This window comes from Proteus sp. G2300 (assembly GCF_009915965.1).
Classification (GTDB): Bacteria; Pseudomonadota; Gammaproteobacteria; order Enterobacterales; family Enterobacteriaceae; genus Proteus; species Proteus vulgaris.
Genome location: NZ_JAABNK010000023.1, coordinates 407,796 through 422,112, shown reverse-complemented (window position 1 = coordinate 422,112; position 14,317 = coordinate 407,796). Strand labels below are relative to the sequence as shown.

The window sequence follows — 14,317 nt, the reverse complement described above, 5'->3', positions numbered from 1 at the left end:
GTTACACGACCCTTCTTAATAATGGTATTTTAGATAATATAAAAACAAGTATCAAAGATAGAGTAAATGTTAATATTGATGATATAACAGTCAATATGAAATTACTTTCTGCTAAATATATATTATTAAAATATTTAATTTTCCATGTCAATGGCATGATTAACATATGGCAAAGATATATTCCGAAACTATATTTGGATATTTTTGATATAGATGTTGGAGTCGTTTTTATTTTCATGAGAATAATATAAATACCACAAGACATCATTAATACATTTGGCATAAAATATGCCTGATATGTTTCTTTAGGTATTCCATTGGAGCTAACAAAGTAAGTTAGATATATTGTTGATATTAATCCAATCAAAAAAACAATAATCGCATATGATATTTTTATTTTACATTCATTTTTTTGTAAAAAATAACCGAGTAAAGCAAATCCAGACCACAGAGGGATAACGTCGAGTTTGAAAATAAAAAATAAATTTCCTTTTATAATATCAAAACTTTGAAGAAAAGGTATTGCAGAAAACCAAATGAACCATAGTAGTAGTGAATATTGTACTACAGCCTCATTATAGGATATTATCCTTAATAAAGGAATCATTAAATAAACACCAATAATTGCATATAGAAACCAAAGATGAAAATAGGCTGAGTATTTTAATAGTAACCATGGTTCAAAAAAAACATTTGGATTAGCATGTGCTGGATCTAATTGATAAAGGTTTCTCGCAAATAATATATATATATATGACCAAAAAATTAATGGAATGATTATTTTAAATATTCTTTTCTTAAAAAATAAAATTATAGGTTCATTTTTTCCTATTAGTAATGCACCAGATAGCATAAATAATACAGGAACACACCATCTAGTAGCACTCATGATAATATTAAACTGAGTCCAGTTATCACTCCATATTTTAAATGGTGAAGATGATGTATGTAAAAGGATAACAGAAAAAATAGCTATTATTCTAAGAAAGTCAAAATTATGTCTTTTTTTATTTAAACCATTTAAGTAGTTCATATGTAAACTCTTTTGTATTTTATTGAAAATATTTATACTTATTAAAAGTATATCTATGTAACACACAAGATACACATATTATAAAAAGAGAAAAACATATTGCTGCAAAAGGAGTTAGTACATATAAGTTAAAACCAAACATGGATGTTAATGATAAGATTATCCCTTTTGAAATACTTTCTGTTCCACAGATAACTAATGTTTTTTTCCCAACGTTACTAATTAATTCTATTTTTGATAGTATTAAGCTTATGAAAATGAAATTATAAATTATAATTAATGATATGATTGGTGTTATTGTTAAAGCGATAGGTTTTATTCCGTAGGATAATTTATAAAATATTGAGTTGCCATTTATGTAAAGATAGATTGATATCAGTGAAAGAAAACTAAAAATAAGTATATTTTTTATGTTCAACAGTTCTATTTTTTTGATGTTATCTGAAAACAAATAACCTAAGGTGTAAAATAGCATATAATAAATAGAGCTATCAATGTTAAATACAAGTTGTGGTTTTGATGATGGTGGTGAACTTGGTAATAAGGATATTAAGTAAAATAAAATAATAGATGCTAATAATAATGAGGATTTATTTTTGAAAATTTTACTTGTTATTTCGAAAAAGATTGATGTAAAAAAAAGGCAAGGAAAAAACCATAAAGCTTCAGCATAAAAAGTAGTATTTCTTATTCCAAATAGTAATGGGCTTATAATATCAAATATATCTTTATTAGAGTTTGGGAATCGAAGAAAAAAAACTACTATTGCAACAATTGAAAAAACAAAATAAGGAATTATTAGTGTTCTAAATTTTTTTGCTATAAATAAAAATATACTCTCTGAATTTTTGTGAAATATACCTGATAAAAAGAAAAATAATGGCACATGAAATAGGTATACAAAGCTATATAGTTTCCCCGCACCTTCACCTATGTGACCAAGGATTATAAAAAATATTCCTAAAGCCTTTAATGTATCAATCCATAAAATTCTATTTTTTATATTCATAAAAAGTCCAAAGTTTTCAAATATTGCTAATTACTATAAGAAAGATTCTTACATTGTGCTAAAGAGTAAACAATTTTTCATTTTATCATTAAAATAATTAAAAAAATATGTTCAGTATAAACATTATTCCTATATAATATTTGGTATTCATTATTCTTTTTTTGCATTTTTGTTTATCTTGTTGGTTATGTAGTATTATGATTATTCATTAATCACTGGTACTACACTCATGCAAGAAGATGTCTACACAAAAGCAGGGATCGGCACTACTGCTTTTCTTGGTTACTTCGCAGGGCTTCCAGCAGAAGTTGTTATGGGTTCACTGTTGGGAGCTATCTTCTTTACTACAGCTGCTACTGAATATAGCTTTAAACGTAGATCGGTATTAGCTTTTCTAAGCTTCGTTTGTGGTCTTATATTCTTTAGCCCTGCAGCAACTATCTTTATTTCTGTTACTGGTCTTTTCGGTGTGAAACCTGAGCAATACGAAATCGAACATATCGATGCCGTAGGTGCTTTTGTTTCCGCTTTGCTTGTGGTTAAGTTAAGCGTAAAAGCATATGGAAGGGCTGATATACCGAAACAAGGAGGGCAACAATGAAATGCGAAACATTGCTCACTATTGTTAATGCCATCATCTGTACCGTCATATTTCTACGTGTGTTCTATTTTAAACGTGGCGGCAGACAACACTGTAAAAAAGGTGGATGGTTAGCTTTCCTCATTCTTGCTTACTCTTCAAGCGTACCTATTCGCGCTTACTTTGATCCTAATTATCACGCTGATATCTACAACATCTTTGCCAATATCCTGATCTGCACAACGTTGCTGGTCAGTAAGGGTAATGTTATCAAGTTTATAAAGGGGTGAATATGTCATTAGTTGATAAACAGAATACGTTTACAGGTATGGTTGCAAAGCTGATCACCTTTGCTCAGCAGAACGGGTATAAGCTGACATTTGGTGAGGCTTATCGAACACCAGAACAAGCACAGCTTAATGCAAAGAAAGGATCGGGTATTAGCAACAGTCTGCATACTCAACGTTTAGCAGTTGATTTCAACCTATTTGATGCTAACGGAAAATACCTTACAGTCACCAGCGACTATAAAGAGCTGGGTGAGTATTGGGAATCATTGGGTGGAAGTTGGGGCGGGCGTTTTAAAACTCGCCCTGACGGTAATCATTTTTCATTAGAGCACAATGGGGTTCGTTAATGAATAAAACCGTCATAGCGTTAATTGCTTTGGCTGTTTCCTTTACCGCTGGCTTTGTTGCTGGCGGTATTTATTTTGATAACCAAGCAATGAGTAAACAGATTGCAGGTAATCAATTAGATGAAAAGGATGTGGCCACAAATATTGATCTGCGTAAACAAGCAGACAATGAACAGCAGAATAGGTTGGAGATATACCATGACGAAGAACAGCATGATACGATACGCACAGATACTTTGCTTGATCGTGTTCTTAATCACTTTGATAGGGTGCAGCTCTCAACCGGTACCACGAAAACAGAAGTTGCAAGTACCGATAACGCCAATACCTGCCGAGTTGAGAAAGCCAAAGCCAGTGAACTTTCTCGACAACTACGAGAAACACTTGAACGATATGGGCGTGAAGCTCAGCGTGCAGATGAAAATACCAGAACACTCAACCTTTGTATTTCAGAGCTGGAAGCGAAGGAAAAACTCCTCAATTCTTACCGATGAAAAAGTAGACAGATTTCATAATGACGGTATCGGTGACGGTGTTAGTGATATCTAATTTAAATATAATTTATATTTATCAGTGAGTTAATTTTCTAGAATATAATTGAGTGGGAATAAAATAACGTTTATCAGCAATAGTTAATAAAGGTTAAAAAACCAAGAGCCATCAGTAAGTTACTGGTGGCTTTTTGTATGTTTCTATTCATTAGAGATAGGATTATTTTTATAAATAATAAATTTAATAAAGTTTTAAATTAATACTTAATTATCTTTTTTAAGATCATGAATCTGATTTTATTCAGATGGTTGCTCTAATAATTTTTTATTAAAATAAAAATCATTAAATACCGTTACCAATAACTGTTCTTAATTCTTTTTTAATATCTTCTTCAAACCATGTACCGTTATTAATAACAACTATGTTGTCGATTTTATCTGCTAAAACAATCTCAGTTTTAATATCCCTTTTATCTAATAATATTTGTATATGTTGTAAATAACGGCGCTTACCAGTAAACCAATTTTTATTAATAGTAAGTAAATTTATAGCATCAATATATCCGCATCCTATCCATTGTTTTAAATGAAGTAATGAGATTTTATTTTCTTTGGAAAAAGTAGGGCGAAGAAGATAAAACTGACCACATGCAGTTTGGGTATCGTAAATTTCTTGTAGAAAATCTTCGACACTTTCTCCACTACTAACAATATTAATTTTACCCGTAAAGGTATCCACTAAATAGGCATTTACACCAATATAACAATGTTCTAGTTGATTATAAATAACATAGCCTTCAGAGTTACAACGGATTATCCAAAAATCTTGTTTAGGTGATAACTCACAAAAATAAATAACAAATTGCTCAGCATAAGGAGTTGAATGACAATGATTAAGAACGATATCTTGTGCTTGTTGTGAGGTTATCATTTTAATTTATAAACCACCTAATTACACATGGGGAAAATGAGAATTTGACTAAGTTTGTATTGGCTTATGTCTGTGTTATAACCATAGAATATTAGCGTTAAGATGTAAATTAGTGAAAAAAGTCACAAATAAGGAGATAAGGACATCATGCAAAATGAGATTTTAAAAAAAATACCACAAATAGAGCAAGAGTATCAGGTAAAGCTACTCTATGTTGCTGAAAGTGGAAGCCGAGCTTGGGGATTTGCATCAACTGATAGTGATTACGATGTCCGAGGTATTTTTATACGTCCGCGTAATGCTTATCTTTCTATCGATAAACCTAAAGAAACTTTCGAATGGATAGAAAATAGTTGGTTTGATGTAGGTGCTTGGGATATTACCAAAGCACTACACTTATTACGAAAATCGAACTGTATATTATTAGAATGGCTCCAATCGCCAATAATTTATCAACAATATCCTAATGTTCAAAAAGAGTTATTTGAGTTAGCAAAACTCTATTATCAACCAAAAGTAATTGTTCATCATTACAGAGGAATTGCTAAAGTTGTGAGTGGCTATTCTCCAGAAAATAAAACAAGAAATGAAGCTGATGTAAAACCTATAAAATTAAAGAAATGGTTCTATCTATTACGCTCTCTGCTGTCGGCTTATTGGACAGTAAAAACAGGTGATATACCACCTATGGAGCTAAATAAATTGATAAAAATCCTATCCGTAGAAGAACAAAAAGCTATCCATGAATTAGTAGAATTTAAATCAGATAAAGATGAACATTTTACTTGGGTCCCAACAGATGCGATGCAACACCTAGTTATTTTTTTATGGCGAGAGACGGATATTCAATTAGCAAAAAGAATAGTTCCAGATAATGATATTTTAAATAATTGGTTTAGGAAAAAATTAGATGAAACTGACCATTGAAGATATAAAACCTTACCTTTTATTTGAAAGTATTGCTGGAAGTCGTTCACATAATCTTGCGACAGAAACGTCAGATACAGATATCAAAGGGGTGTTTTATCTCCCAAAAGATCTCTTTTATGGATTGGAATATACACCACAAGTAAGTAATGAAACCAATGATATTGTTTATTATGAGCTTGGGCGATTTGTGGAACTATTGTGTGTATCTAATCCTAATATATTAGAACTTCTTAATTCACCAGAACATATGGTTATTTATCGGCATCCCTTAATGTCATTAATAAAACCTGAATGGTTTTTATCTAAAACATGTGTTCAAACATTTGTACACTATGCACAAGGACAAATTAAGAAAGCTCAAGGATTAAATAAAAAAATAGTCAATCCAGTCGACAAAAAATTAAAAAATATTCTCGATTTTTGTTATGTCATTGAAGATGGAAAAACAATACAAGTTAATTCTTGGTTAGATAATCGTCACTGGAAACAAGAGTATATTGGGTTAGCAAAATTAGCTCATGCCCAAGATTTATATGCGATGTATTATGACGAGATATCGCTTTTTCAAGGTATAATGAAAAAAGAGACTGCTAATGATGTCTTACTAAGTAGCATCCCCAAAAAAGCTAAAGTACAAGGATATCTAAGCTTTAATAAAGAAGGTTATAGCGCATACCGTAAGCAATATCATGATTATTGGCTGTGGGTTGAGCGGCGTAACAATGCACGTTACCAGCAAAACATCGATCACGGGCGAAGTTACGATAGTAAAAATATGATGCATACATTTAGACTATTGTATGTTGCATTAGGTATTGCACAAGAAAATAAAGTAAAAGTTTGGTGTGATAATAGAGATGATTTATTAGCGATTAAAGCGGGAAAATTTAGTTATGATGAATTATTAGAGCGTAGTGAGAGGCTTATCAAAGATATAAAAAAAGCATTTCAATTAAGTGCACTACCTGATGAAATTAACCATTCAATTGTAAAGAATACGCTCATAAATATAAGAAAAGAGCTTTATAAATAACAGGAAAATAAATTAATTTAGAAAACTAATATCCCTTACCTTATGTAAGGGATATGCTATTTTTAATATTTTATGTATACAAATTGATTACAAAAATAGTTCTTAAATAGCGTCAACGTATAAACATATTAATTAGTAGCAAGATACTCTGGATAAGCATCTGTTAACTTCATATATATACGCTTATGCTCTGCATTTTTTCTGAAGTCCTGTTTTAAACAGATTTTAGCTGTATTTTTTAACTCAGCGGGTACATTTTCAGCATTTGCAGAGGCAATAATGGAAAAACGGACTTTCCTTTTAGTACGACTTAAATTATAAGGTAAACCTAAAATACGTCTTGCGACTCTGTTTGTTTTCATAACTCACTCCTTTTTGTATGTTAATTAGAGAAAGCTTTTTTATTATAACAGAAAATAAAAAGAATAAGATGTTGCTAACGTTATTAATTTAGCATTAAAGGCTATTTAACCTATATATTTAAAATATACTAAGAATTAGAAAAAAAAACATACTTGATCGTATAGGATTTAATTAATCATCTAGATTGTTGTTAGTTGAAATTAAAATATTTATCATTATAAAGTGTATTTTAAATACCTATCACAATCAGAAAAAGAAATTTAATTTAATATTAACAATGGGTTATTTGTCTCATTAATGAGATGATGTAAAATATTTTTATTCACAATTTATTGTCATTTTTTTGAAAAAGAGAACTCGATGAAAACTTAACGTTATATTAATTCAAGGAGTTATAGATCCAATTAAGATAACCTTTAAAACCACTTTCAATCGGTATTATAATGACTTCGGGAGTATCATATGGATGTATTTTGACAAGAGTATCAATTAAGTTTTGTTGTTTACTCTTTTCGGATTTTATCATCATAAGTATTTCATTATCTTCAATAATTTCATTATTCCAGTGATAAATGGATTTTATTTGAGGTATTAAATTTACACAGGCAGCTAGTTTTGCATTGATGAGGTTGTGAGCTATTTCATTAGCAATTTTTTCATTTGGTGCTGTTGAGTATGCAATTATCATTGTTTTTTCCTTGTGAAATCAATTTGATTCTTTATAGCAACAATAAGACTTAGGTGATTTTAATTTTATCAAAATAAAACTTTTTAAAACTTAAAGCTAATATTTTTATTTTTATCAAAATAAAACAGTATTTTCAAAAAAAACTTTCTCGTTATGAACCGTTTACGGCATTATTAAGGGCTTTTTACGTATTATGAGGTTCTTGTAGTAAAGAAAAATATCAGGGTGCCGATATTATTAGTAGATTAATAGAATGTATCTATTTGTGTTATAAGGCTTAATTTAGATAAAGACATTTTTATCTTTAATAATATCTCTAATATAAAATAAATTAATTAGTCAAAAGATTTATAAAAATTTGTGGGGTTTAAAATGGATAATAATTCGCTAAAGAACGCGAGTTTATTTGATAATGATCCCGTTCTCTATGCTGCATGGCTTTACTATCAGGACGGACTCAGTCAAAGTGAAGTTGCAAATATTATGGGTGTTTCTCGAGTCACTGTCGTGAAATATTTGCACTTAGCTAGAGAAAAAGGATTCGTAAATATTAGTTTAGATTCATCGGTATTTTCTACGATTGATTATGCAATCAGAATAAAAGCAAAATTCGATCTTAATAATGTGCTTATTTTACCTGATGAAGAAAAAAATAAATCGCAACATACATTAAATATGAACAGAGAAAGATTAGCAAAAGCAGGAGCTATGTATCTTTCTCAAATAATAAGTGATGATGATATTTTAGGTGTTGCTTGGGGACGAACAATTTATAAGTTAGGTAATTACCTTCCACCCAAGTCATTAAAGAATGTCACCGTACTACAAATGATAGGTGCTGTCGCACCACAACCTGATTTTAAAACGGCAGAAGCAGCTGCATTAATTGCAAATAAATTATCAGGATGCAGTATTAATTTACATGTTCCGGCTGTTGTTTCAAGTGCGCGTTTAGCTATGGAGCTTCAAGCCGAACCAATTATTAGACGTAATTTTTCAGCGCTGAATCAATGTAATAAAGCACTCTTTGTTGTAGGTAATACACTTGATGATAACCCTTTGGTAACAACCAGTGTTTTAACCCGAAGTGAAATGGCGCAATACCGTGCATTAGGTGCTGTAGGTGTGATTTGTGGACGTTTTTATGATGCTCAAGGCAATCCTTTGGTTTCTGATATTGACCTGAGGATCATGGGAATAAGCCTAGCTCAGTTAAGGCAAATACCACAGCGGCTTTTTATCGCTGGGGGAGGAGAAAATATTCAAGCAACAATAGGGGCGATAAAGGGAGGTTACGCGACTGATATTGTTATCGATGAAGTGACGGCTTTGGCATTATTAGAGCTAGAAAGTTAATAATAAAATCCTCGTGAAAACGGGGTTTTTTCGTGTAAACCACTATTTTATAATCTATTTTTTCTGATAAAAATAAACATATTGACGTATTTATTTTTATCAGTTTCTTTTTGTGAAACTCACAGATAAAAGAAAAGGTAAAAATGATAAGTTGTTAACATTTTTCTCTTTTTTTATATGATCCTCTTGCCTTAGACTTTTATCTCATTCATTATATAAAAAATTACATAACGATAGTTAGGGTTACCCATTTTATGAAAAGGCAATTACTGACTGGCCTAGGGTTAGCACTAGGATTAATTTGTCATAATACACTTGCAGCTGAACTTCATCTTTATGCTGGTGCAGGTTTAAAACAACCGATAGAACATGTTATTAATGTATTTGAAAAAGAGACAGGAAATAAAGTCACAATTGAATATGGCGGTTCAGGCCAAATATTAACACGTTTCAATTTAACTAAGCAGGGTGATTTATTCTTTCCAGGTTCACAAAATTATGTAGAAAAGTTGGATAAAGAAGGATACGTTGTTAACCAATATTCTATTGTTCGCCATATTCCCGTTATCGCTGTGCGTAAAGATAAAATCGGTGATATTAAAACACTGGAAGATCTTGCGAAGAGCTCGTTAAAACTAGGTATGGGCGATGCCAAAGCTATTGCATTAGGAAAAAGTGGCGAACAACTTATTGATGCATCAGGTCAAGGCGATAAATTACGTAATAAAGTGGTTGTACGCACTGCTACAATTAAACAATTGCTTATGTATTTACTTAATGGCGAAGTAGATGCTGCTATTATTGGATATGCAGATGCAATAAAAAACCAAGATAAGTTGGTTTTACTTCCCGTACCAGAAGGTAGCCCTGAAGAAGTAGCAACACTTGCGGTTTTAAAAACATCAGCAAGCCCAAAAGAAGCTCAGTTACTGGCCGATTATTTTACACGCGCTGAAGGGATAAAAGCTTTTACTGATTATGGTTTTCTTCCTGTAATTTCAAAACCATAGATTTTTCTCACATAAATTGTATTTTTCGCCACCAACTCACTGGTGGCTTTTTTTATTATTAAAGCAAAATAAATCTTATTTTTAAAAAAAGGAAATAACGTGTTTCGTTGGGCATTAATTCCACTTTTTTTATTGTTATTTTTGATCTTAGGATCACTCATTGCATTAATATGCCAACTTTCATATGTTGAGTTTAGGCAAGTTATTACTGATCCTGAATTTCATTTTGCTATTGGTATGTCACTTAGTACAGCATTAACTTCTTTATGTTTGGCGATTATTTTAGGTGTGCCAGCTGCATGGGCAATGGCAAGAATACCCTTTAAAGGAGATCGTTTTATTGATGCTTTACTTGATTTACCTTTGGTGACACCGCCTTTAGTTATTGGTATCGGATTATTGTTATTATTAGGAAATCAGGGACCTTTAACGGGATTTTTCCCCGAATTATCACGTTCACTCTTTTCTCCTTTAGGTATTATTATTGCTCAAACTTACGTTGCTAGCGCTATTATTATGCGAAATAGTCTTTCTGCTTTTAAATCTGTTGATCCTGCCTATATTCAAACAGCGCAAAACTTAGGGTTAACACCAACAAAAACATTTTTTCTTGTTGAAATTCCTCTTTGTTGGCCTGCATTAATGAGTGGATGCATTATTGCTTTTTCTCGTGCGATAGGTGAATTTGGCGCCACTTTAATGTTGGCTGGCGCTACTCGTTTAAAAACAGAAACATTGCCAATGGCAATTTATTTAAATATCGCAAGTGGCGATTTTACGCTAGCGATAGGTTGTGCGCTTGTTCTTATCGCTATTGCGATCACTTTATTATTTGCGTTGCAGCGCTTACAACAAGAAAGGAAGACATCATGCTAGAAATTCGTTCATTAACGTCGGGTATATTAAAAGATGTTTCGTTGGGGATAGAAAAAGGAACATGTTTAGCAATAACGGGTACGTCAGGAAGTGGTAAAACAACACTTTTAAATGCAATAGCGGGATATACTTCGTACTCTGGAGATGTCTATCTTGCAGATAAAAATATCAATACACAGCCAGTGTGGCTACGTTCTTGCCGATATTTAAATCAACGACTTTATTTATTTCCATTTATGACTGTAACGCAAAATTTATGGTTGGCGCAATATGGAGCAAAGCAAAAACGTAGTAAAGAAAAAGAGCGGATAATCTTAGAACAAATGGGAATTGCACATTTAGCAACCCGTTATCCACATCAAATTTCGGGTGGGGAGCAACAACGTGTTGCATTGGCAAGAGCGCTTATTAGCCAACCCAAACTGTTATTACTGGATGAACCTTTTTCGAGTTTGGATTGGGAAACACGTTATCAGCTTTGGGACTTAATTGGCTCCTTGAAATCTAAGGAAATGACGATGATCATGGTGACTCATGAACCGCGTGAAATCAGAGCACTAGCTGATAAATCGGTGTTATTGTCTAAAGGACATGTTATTACTGAAAATTCAATACGGTGAGATTACATTGTTATTTATTAATTACCATGCCATTACTGACCAGTGAATAATTCGGCCCATAATTTTTACAGAGTCAGTTTCAGCGGTTTCATCAGGAAATTCGTCTTTGTTGTAGCTACGAATAATCAACTTACCTCCTGGTTGGCGATAAAGTAATTTTATTCTGAATAACGCATCTTGCTCAATAGCATAAATACCACCGTCAACGATACGAGTATTACCTGTATCTACAGTAACGGTTGAACCATTCGGGATAACGGGAGACATGCTGTCGCCATAAACAGAAAAACAAATAACATTTTGAGATGATGCGCCATAACGGCGTAACGTACTTTTTGAAAATCTTAATTTATATCCGTTATGATCTTCATTAGTACAACAGCCATCACCCGCGGCGAGTTCAATACTTTTAAAATAGGGAATTTCTACTTCATCTGCATCTAAAGGGGTATTGCTATCCCATTCACTAACAGGTTGCCATTCATTTTCAGGTGGAATTTCAGAAGCAATATCAGGTTGTTCTTCACCTTCTAAAAGCCAAGTTAAATCGCAATTTAATGCTTTTGCTAATTCAGGTAAAAAACGGGGGCGTTTAGTTTTACCACTTTCTAATTGTTCGATAGATTGCTGTGTGGTGCCTGCTAAGGTAGCAAGTTCTGATTGTGTTAAACCTAACGCAATGCGCTTGTCTTTGGTACGTTTCGCAATAGACATTAGTGACTCCTAATACGTGTCCTTACATATTCAAGTACAAAGAGTATACCGTAAAAAGAAAACAAATTAAATTGTATTTTATCTTAATGATAAATTTAAAGTAGGTTAACTACTTTATTTGGAAAACATCATCTGCACTGTTTGGTGGTGTGAGATAAGGATTCTCATCAGTAACATCAGGATCTCTTAAGACTTCTCCACAGAAAATAATAAGGTCAGGTCTTTTTTGTTTTAAGTAGTTAAGTCGTGTTGTGCATTCATCTTTAGTATAAATTGTTTCTGTAATAGGAACTGCATCACAAGAATCATTTCCACAAGGACTTACCAATAACACATAACCGACCAGCATGAGCTGTGAAGTAAACATAAAATATCCTTTTAACTATTCATGTTTGGTCATCAAAATCAGACAGCTAGATTACCTATTTGTTGATAAAAAAGCAGTTTTTATTTGTCTTAAATAGCATTAATGATGTAAAAAGGCGTATGTGATCACAATTTTTCTAGTGTTTGTTTGTATTTATTAGCGATGTGTTATAGGCAAATAACGTAAATAAGATGGAATAATACGAGAAAATATATTGTGAAAACAAATAGAATTGTTTTTTAACATAATTTAATGTTCTAATATTGTTATAAATGACATTAAATTGAGATACTTCATAAAATATTAATATAAATAATATTTGTTAGTTAGATAAATTAGGATGAATTACGCGATATTTAGTCAAAATTAAAGCAATTATAACAATAAAAAGAGAATAATTTTATTTTTAATACTTTCAAAAATAATGATGTTTAGTATTATCAAATTTGGGCTTTCATCGTGCTCTTGCAAAATATAAAAATGAATGGAAAAAATTAAATTATTTTTTATTTTTTGATAAATAAGAACATAAAAATATGCCGGATTTATTTTTATCACGTATAATTTATAGTAGAAAAATCTAAAGTAGTGTTCTTTATTGAGGTAGTGATTAAATAATATATTAGTTATTTTATATCTTAATATAGGGCCTGTTTTTATTAATTCTGTTGTTCGGAAAATAACGTATTAGGGTAATGGTGAATTATGTTAAAAAGAATAATGGGTTCTCTATTTTTAATATTTGCAGTAATAACACTATCAGCTTGTAATGATAAAACGGATGGTCCTGGTGTGGTAGCGGTTGCATTTGTTGAAGCGATTGCTGAAGGAAATGGTGATAAAGCTATTTCATTAGTTAATTTAGGTGAGATAGAAAAGGATCCAAGAGCTGAACAATTTAATAGCAAATTTAAAATGATTGTTGCTGAAACAGGAAAACAAGTTAAAGAGCAGGGTGGTTTGAGTAAAGTTGAAATCGTCAGTATTGAATATAGTGACGATAAAAATAGTGCGATTGTGACATTAAAAACCGTATTAAAAGATGGTGTGGAAAAAACTAAGGCACAAGAGATGGTTAATGTAGATGGTAAATGGAAAGTAGCTTTCAAGTGATCATTCGTGTATTTAATATTTTAGTTTTATTCTTAGTGAGCGCATTTTATGCGCTCGCTTTGCCTTATGATTTAAAAAATGGCGATTTAGTTTTTCGAGATGGCGATGAAGCGATCAGTGAAATAATTAAGCAAGTCGATAGAAGTGGATTTAGTCATGTAGGAATGGTGTGGATTTCGGATAATGGTATTCAAGTGATTCATTCAACACCCAGTGAACATATGGATAGAAAAGATGGCGTGACTATTGATAATCTAGCTTTTTTTATTCGTCGAGCAAAACCTAATTCTGTCCGCTTTTATCAAGTGAAAGGAAGCGAAGAAGCTAGAAATAATGCTGTGCAAATCGCATTAAGTCGTGTGGGTGAAAATTTTAGTATTTACCCGAAGCAAGGTGTTTATTGTACAGAATTAGTTGCTGATGCGTGGCTAAAGGCGGGAGTATCTATTTCAACAGGAACTCAAAAATTAGATATGCCATTTATTTCAGATATTTCTCTTATTCTTCCTGAAAATTTAATCAACTCTGAAAATGTTTTTATTTATTTAGAAAAAGAATAAATCATC

At 31.7% G+C, this 14,317-nt stretch carries 19 protein-coding genes; 12 read left to right on the top strand and 7 right to left on the bottom strand.

From position 1 onward, the window contains the following. Position 1 precedes the first annotated feature (1 nt). Both GWI97_RS13455 and GWI97_RS13450 read right to left on the bottom strand, forming a co-directional pair. Positions 2-1,033 carry an acyltransferase gene (locus GWI97_RS13455; RefSeq protein ID WP_161752026.1) on the bottom strand — a complete coding sequence of 344 codons (1,032 nt, stop codon included), beginning with the start codon at positions 1,031-1,033 and terminating at the stop codon, positions 2-4. 19 nt (positions 1,034-1,052) lie between these two features. Further along, entirely contained in the window at positions 1,053-2,042 is a 990-nt protein-coding gene (locus tag GWI97_RS13450) for an acyltransferase family protein (RefSeq protein ID WP_161752025.1), read from the bottom strand. 229 nt (positions 2,043-2,271) lie between these two features. Here GWI97_RS13450 and GWI97_RS13445 point away from each other — a divergent pair, with 229 nt between their 5' ends. Genes GWI97_RS13445 through GWI97_RS13430 form a run of 4 tightly spaced genes read left to right on the top strand, consistent with a single transcriptional unit; the run spans position 2,272 to position 3,753 of the window. Continuing rightward, a complete protein-coding gene (locus GWI97_RS13445) occupies positions 2,272-2,643 on the top strand; it encodes a putative holin (protein ID WP_020945795.1) in 372 nt (123 codons plus the stop codon). Next, positions 2,640-2,912, top strand: a complete 273-nt coding sequence (locus tag GWI97_RS13440; protein ID WP_161752024.1) for a phage holin family protein — start codon at positions 2,640-2,642, stop codon at positions 2,910-2,912. The genes GWI97_RS13445 and GWI97_RS13440 overlap by 4 nt, the downstream gene beginning before the upstream one ends. 2 nt (positions 2,913-2,914) lie before the next feature. Continuing rightward, a complete protein-coding gene (locus GWI97_RS13435) occupies positions 2,915-3,259 on the top strand; it encodes a M15 family metallopeptidase (RefSeq protein ID WP_161752023.1) in 345 nt (114 codons plus the stop codon). Then, the gene (locus tag GWI97_RS13430; protein ID WP_161752022.1) at positions 3,259-3,753 is read left to right on the top strand and encodes a hypothetical protein; all 495 of its coding nucleotides are present in this window, start codon (positions 3,259-3,261) and stop codon (positions 3,751-3,753) included. Before GWI97_RS13435 ends, GWI97_RS13430 begins: the two co-directional genes overlap by 1 nt. A gap of 340 nt (positions 3,754-4,093) precedes the next feature. Here the strand turns inward: GWI97_RS13430 and GWI97_RS13425 are convergent, their stop codons facing one another. Further along, positions 4,094-4,681, bottom strand: a complete 588-nt coding sequence (locus GWI97_RS13425) for a hypothetical protein (RefSeq protein ID WP_052038484.1) — start codon at positions 4,679-4,681, stop codon at positions 4,094-4,096. A gap of 147 nt (positions 4,682-4,828) precedes the next feature. Between GWI97_RS13425 and GWI97_RS13420 the strand changes: the two genes are divergently transcribed. After that, on the top strand, positions 4,829-5,608 hold the full coding sequence (locus tag GWI97_RS13420) for a nucleotidyltransferase domain-containing protein (protein WP_087802244.1): 780 nt from the start codon (positions 4,829-4,831) through the stop codon (positions 5,606-5,608). Beyond that, on the top strand, positions 5,592-6,644 hold the full coding sequence (locus tag GWI97_RS13415) for a DNA polymerase beta superfamily protein (protein ID WP_103004679.1): 1,053 nt from the start codon (positions 5,592-5,594) through the stop codon (positions 6,642-6,644). Before GWI97_RS13420 ends, GWI97_RS13415 begins: the two co-directional genes overlap by 17 nt. A gap of 128 nt (positions 6,645-6,772) precedes the next feature. On the opposite strand, the gene sra is transcribed toward GWI97_RS13415, so the two are convergent. Next, positions 6,773-7,006: a stationary-phase-induced ribosome-associated protein gene (gene sra / locus GWI97_RS13410; RefSeq protein WP_036936229.1), complete on the bottom strand. Its 234-nt coding sequence runs from the start codon at positions 7,004-7,006 to the stop codon at positions 6,773-6,775. Between the two features lie 380 nt (positions 7,007-7,386). Further along, positions 7,387-7,695, bottom strand: coding sequence for a divalent-cation tolerance protein CutA (gene cutA, locus GWI97_RS13405; RefSeq protein WP_036936231.1), 309 nt, complete (start codon positions 7,693-7,695; stop codon positions 7,387-7,389). A gap of 372 nt (positions 7,696-8,067) precedes the next feature. On the opposite strand from cutA, the gene GWI97_RS13400 reads away from it, so the two are divergent. From GWI97_RS13400 to GWI97_RS13385, 4 genes are all read left to right on the top strand, one after another. Then, positions 8,068-9,051 carry a sugar-binding transcriptional regulator gene (locus GWI97_RS13400; RefSeq protein ID WP_036936233.1) on the top strand — a complete coding sequence of 328 codons (984 nt, stop codon included), beginning with the start codon at positions 8,068-8,070 and terminating at the stop codon, positions 9,049-9,051. A 254-nt stretch (positions 9,052-9,305) separates the two neighbouring features. Beyond that, entirely contained in the window at positions 9,306-10,061 is a 756-nt protein-coding gene (gene modA / locus GWI97_RS13395) for a molybdate ABC transporter substrate-binding protein (protein WP_036936236.1), read from the top strand. A 99-nt stretch (positions 10,062-10,160) separates the two neighbouring features. Further along, positions 10,161-10,937, top strand: coding sequence for an ABC transporter permease (locus GWI97_RS13390; RefSeq protein WP_103004681.1), 777 nt, complete (start codon positions 10,161-10,163; stop codon positions 10,935-10,937). Beyond that, complete coding sequence (locus GWI97_RS13385) at positions 10,931-11,557, top strand: ABC transporter ATP-binding protein (RefSeq protein ID WP_036936241.1); 627 nt, start codon at positions 10,931-10,933, stop codon at positions 11,555-11,557. The genes GWI97_RS13390 and GWI97_RS13385 overlap by 7 nt, the downstream gene beginning before the upstream one ends. 21 nt (positions 11,558-11,578) lie before the next feature. Here GWI97_RS13385 and GWI97_RS13380 read toward each other — a convergent pair whose 3' ends face one another. Both GWI97_RS13380 and GWI97_RS13375 read right to left on the bottom strand, forming a co-directional pair. Then, the gene (locus GWI97_RS13380) at positions 11,579-12,271 is read right to left on the bottom strand and encodes an XRE family transcriptional regulator (protein ID WP_087802252.1); all 693 of its coding nucleotides are present in this window, start codon (positions 12,269-12,271) and stop codon (positions 11,579-11,581) included. A gap of 109 nt (positions 12,272-12,380) precedes the next feature. After that, complete coding sequence (locus tag GWI97_RS13375; RefSeq protein WP_036936246.1) at positions 12,381-12,638, bottom strand: hypothetical protein; 258 nt, start codon at positions 12,636-12,638, stop codon at positions 12,381-12,383. A 705-nt stretch (positions 12,639-13,343) separates the two neighbouring features. On the opposite strand from GWI97_RS13375, the gene GWI97_RS13370 reads away from it, so the two are divergent. Then, positions 13,344-13,751, top strand: a complete 408-nt coding sequence (locus GWI97_RS13370) for a DUF4878 domain-containing protein (RefSeq protein WP_036936249.1) — start codon at positions 13,344-13,346, stop codon at positions 13,749-13,751. Next, entirely contained in the window at positions 13,730-14,311 is a 582-nt protein-coding gene (locus GWI97_RS13365; RefSeq protein WP_087802255.1) for a YiiX/YebB-like N1pC/P60 family cysteine hydrolase, read from the top strand. Before GWI97_RS13370 ends, GWI97_RS13365 begins: the two co-directional genes overlap by 22 nt. Positions 14,312-14,317 lie beyond the last annotated feature (6 nt).

Coding starts and splice junctions, on each gene's coding strand:
- GWI97_RS13455 (WP_161752026.1), bottom strand. CDS start 1,033: ATGAACTACTTAAATGGTTTAAATAAAAAAAGACATAATTTTGACTTT.
- GWI97_RS13450 (WP_161752025.1), bottom strand. CDS start 2,042: ATGAATATAAAAAATAGAATTTTATGGATTGATACATTAAAGGCTTTA.
- GWI97_RS13445 (WP_020945795.1), top strand. CDS start 2,272: ATGCAAGAAGATGTCTACACAAAAGCAGGGATCGGCACTACTGCTTTT.
- GWI97_RS13440 (WP_161752024.1), top strand. CDS start 2,640: ATGAAATGCGAAACATTGCTCACTATTGTTAATGCCATCATCTGTACC.
- GWI97_RS13435 (WP_161752023.1), top strand. CDS start 2,915: ATGTCATTAGTTGATAAACAGAATACGTTTACAGGTATGGTTGCAAAG.
- GWI97_RS13430 (WP_161752022.1), top strand. CDS start 3,259: ATGAATAAAACCGTCATAGCGTTAATTGCTTTGGCTGTTTCCTTTACC.
- GWI97_RS13425 (WP_052038484.1), bottom strand. CDS start 4,681: ATGATAACCTCACAACAAGCACAAGATATCGTTCTTAATCATTGTCAT.
- GWI97_RS13420 (WP_087802244.1), top strand. CDS start 4,829: ATGCAAAATGAGATTTTAAAAAAAATACCACAAATAGAGCAAGAGTAT.
- GWI97_RS13415 (WP_103004679.1), top strand. CDS start 5,592: ATGAAACTGACCATTGAAGATATAAAACCTTACCTTTTATTTGAAAGT.
- sra (WP_036936229.1), bottom strand. CDS start 7,006: ATGAAAACAAACAGAGTCGCAAGACGTATTTTAGGTTTACCTTATAAT.
- cutA (WP_036936231.1), bottom strand. CDS start 7,695: ATGATAATTGCATACTCAACAGCACCAAATGAAAAAATTGCTAATGAA.
- GWI97_RS13400 (WP_036936233.1), top strand. CDS start 8,068: ATGGATAATAATTCGCTAAAGAACGCGAGTTTATTTGATAATGATCCC.
- modA (WP_036936236.1), top strand. CDS start 9,306: ATGAAAAGGCAATTACTGACTGGCCTAGGGTTAGCACTAGGATTAATT.
- GWI97_RS13385 (WP_036936241.1), top strand. CDS start 10,931: ATGCTAGAAATTCGTTCATTAACGTCGGGTATATTAAAAGATGTTTCG.
- GWI97_RS13380 (WP_087802252.1), bottom strand. CDS start 12,271: ATGTCTATTGCGAAACGTACCAAAGACAAGCGCATTGCGTTAGGTTTA.
- GWI97_RS13375 (WP_036936246.1), bottom strand. CDS start 12,638: ATGTTTACTTCACAGCTCATGCTGGTCGGTTATGTGTTATTGGTAAGT.
- GWI97_RS13370 (WP_036936249.1), top strand. CDS start 13,344: ATGTTAAAAAGAATAATGGGTTCTCTATTTTTAATATTTGCAGTAATA.
- GWI97_RS13365 (WP_087802255.1), top strand. CDS start 13,730: ATGGAAAGTAGCTTTCAAGTGATCATTCGTGTATTTAATATTTTAGTT.